Annotated in this window: 2 protein-coding genes; one reads left to right on the top strand and one right to left on the bottom strand. The window is 67.5% G+C overall.

The window, feature by feature from the left end:
- Positions 1–684: MFS transporter (locus AC1D00_RS33815; RefSeq protein ID WP_477013657.1), on the bottom strand; the 684-nt coding region annotated here is incomplete at its 3' end.
- Between the two features lie 198 nt (positions 685–882).
- On the opposite strand from AC1D00_RS33815, the gene AC1D00_RS33810 reads away from it, so the two are divergent.
- Complete coding sequence (locus AC1D00_RS33810; RefSeq protein WP_477013656.1) at positions 883–2,952, top strand: prolyl oligopeptidase family serine peptidase; 2,070 nt, start codon at positions 883–885, stop codon at positions 2,950–2,952.
- Positions 2,953–3,111: the final 159 nt, after the last annotated feature.

Here is a 3,111-nt window from a genome sequence, read left to right as displayed (position 1 = left end):
GCACAGCGCCGCCGCGATGAAGCGCGGCTGGGTCACGATCGTCATCAGCGGCCGGCCGCCATGCAGATCGGCCGGCGCCGGCTTCGGCATGTCGACGCCGGCGACGATGCCCATCGCGATCAGCGCCACCGCCGCCTGCACCAGGAAGCTGAAGGCGAACAGATAAGGCTGCCAGACATCCATGGTCCATTGCACGAGCTGCGGACCGAGCACTCCGGCGAACACGCCGCCGGCCATCACCCAGGACACCGCTTTCGGCCGGTAGGCCGCGCTGGCACCGTCGGCGGCTGCGAAGCGATAGGACTGCGCCACCGCGCCGTAGAGGCCGCCGAGGAAGGTCGCAAAACAAAACAGCGCGAACGAGCCGCGCAGGATGGCGAACGAGCCGAGCAGGCCGGTGAGCGCGCCCAGACCGGTGCCGATGACGAAGGCGGCGCGGCGGCCGAAGCGGCGCGAGATCGCACCGGTCGGCAACGTGCCGGCGGCAAGGCCCACCACATACATCGAGATCGGCACGGTCGCGAACGACATGTCGGGCGCGAGCGTGGCGCCGACGATCGCACCGGTGGCGAAGATGACCGCCGAGTTGGCGCCGGTCAGCGCCTGCGCGGCTGCAAGGCGCACCACATTGGCACGCACGCGGGCGTCGGCAGCGATCTCATTGGCTGAAGTCACGTCTAGCATCGGCATTTCCGCCCAAAGGGGCTTTCGAGGAGCCTTGTTGATTCCCGGCACTATGGAGGGGCGCGGGAGGGCGGGCAACCGGCGCAAACGGGCGCAGGCCATGCCTCTGACGCAATCGGGCAGATGATAGCGGGCTGCGCTCTTGACGGCTTGCGCTCGATCAAATCCTATCCGCCGCGATTTTCGGGAGTTTCGTTCATGACGGTCGACGACAGGCCCACGCCCAGCGCTCCCGACGACGATCCCTGGCTGTTGCTGGAGGAGATCGAAGGCAAGCAGGCGCTCGATTTCGTGGAGCGGCAGAACAGCCTGACGCTCGCCGCGTTCGGCGGAGCGGCCTTCGCGCGCGATCGCGATATCCTCGCGGCGATCTACGACCGGAAGGACAACATCCCCTATGTCAGCCGGCGCGGCGACGACCTGCACAATCTCTGGAAGGACGCCACCAACCCGCGCGGCCTGTGGCGKCGAACCAATCTGGCGGAGTTTCGAAAAGCGAGCCCGGCATGGGAAACCATGCTTGATATCGACCAGCTCGCGGCGAGCGAAAGCGAGGACTGGCTGCTGAGCGGGATCGCCACGATGCCGGGACACTCGCGGGCGATTCTGAGCCTGTCGCGCGGCGGCAGCGACGCCGTCACCTTGCGGGAATTCGACCTCGCGACGAAGCGCTTCGTGGCGGACGGATTTACGCTGCCGGAAGCCAAGGGCGGCGTTGACTGGCTCGATCAGGACACGCTGCTGCTGTCGAGCGCCCATGGCGAGGGTATGGCCACGGGCTCCGGATATGCGCGGACGGTGCGGCTGTGGCGTCGTGGCCAGCCTGTCGATCAGGCCCAAGTGATCATCGAGACCACCGCCGATCACATGGCGGTCTCCGGCATGGCCGACGACACCGGACCTGAGCCGCGGGTCTGGATCGTCGATCAGATCGACTTTTTCAATCACGCGATCTGGCTGCGCGATGCGGCCGGCACGACGACGAAGCTCGACCTGCCGACCGGCGTCTGGATGCAGGCGCATGGCGACTGGTTCGCGATGAAGCTGCGCAAGGACTGGTCGGCCGGAGGCCGAAGCTTTGCCACGGACACCGTGCTCGGCATCTCGCTCTCGGCGTTCATCGCCGGCAGCCGCGATTTCGTGGTCCTGTTCGAGCCCGGCCCGCGGCGCGCATTGCAGGGCCTGTTCTGGGCGGGCGGCAAGCTGGTGCTGTCGATCCTCGACGAGCTCAAGCCGCAATTCGAGATCTGCACGCCGTCCGCCGCGGGCTGGAGCTCCGCCACACTCGGCGGCCTTCCGCAGATCGGCGTCGTCGACGTCTGGCCGCTCGACCGGCATCCGTCCGAGAGCAATGGCGACCTGCTCGCCAACGTGCAGGATCCGCTCACGCCGCCCTCGCTGCTGCTCATCGAACGCGGCGTCGCAAGCCCGACGGTGCTGAAGCAGGCGCCGAAGACGTTCACCGCCGACGGCCTCGTGGTCACCCAGCACGAGGCGATCTCGATCGACGGCGAGCGCATTCCCTATGTGCAGACCGGTCCGGCCAAAGAGACCGGCGATGCGCCGGTCTATATGAGCGCCTATGGCGGCTTCGCCGTCGCGGTGAAGCCGTATTACAACGCCTCGCTCGGCAAGCTGTGGCTGGAGCGCGGCGGCACGACGGTGCAGGCGAATTTGCGCGGCGGCGGCGAGTTCGGCACGCGATGGCACGATGCCGGCCGGCTCGCCGGCAAGAAGCTGTCGCATGACGATTTTGCCGCCGTTGCCGCCGATCTCGTCCGCCGCGGCGTGACGAGCGCGAAGCGCATCGCGGCGCAAGGCGGCTCGAACGGCGGCATCCTCATCACCAACATGCTGGTGCGATACCCCGAGCGCTTCGGCGCGCTGTTCTGCACCATCCCGCTGATCGACATGCGCCGCTACACCAAGCTGCTCGCGGGCGCGAGCTGGATCGCGGAATATGGCGACCCCGACAAGCCCGAGGAATGGGAGTGGCTGAAGGCCTACTCCGCCTATCACACCGCAAAGCCCGGGCAGCCCTATCCGCCGATCCTGATCGCCACCACGCGGCGCGACGACCGCGTCCATCCCGGCCACGCCCGCAAGATGGCGGCAAAACTCCAGGCGATGGGCTACGAGGCCTGGTTCTACGAGCCGGCGGCAGGCGGCCACGGCTACGGCAAGGACAACAAGGAGCGCGCCGGCTTCGAGGTGCTGGGCTTCCGGTTCTTGAAGGAGAAGATCGGGTGGCGGGACGGCGAGGCGTGATTGCGCTGCCTCTTCGAACTCACCATCACCACGTGAGGCGGGCACCGCTCTCTCATTCCYTCCCCGGGAGGGGCAGGGAGAGGGGTTTCCCACGGGGACTCTCTCGATTTGCGCGCCCAGTACAGTTGCTGAAGGATAGACCGCTTCCTGGGCCACCCC

It is taken from the genome of Bradyrhizobium sp. P2_E8 (assembly GCF_056403875.1).
The sequence above is the reverse complement of the archived record's forward strand: the minus strand, read 5'-3'. Positions and strand labels throughout refer to the sequence as shown.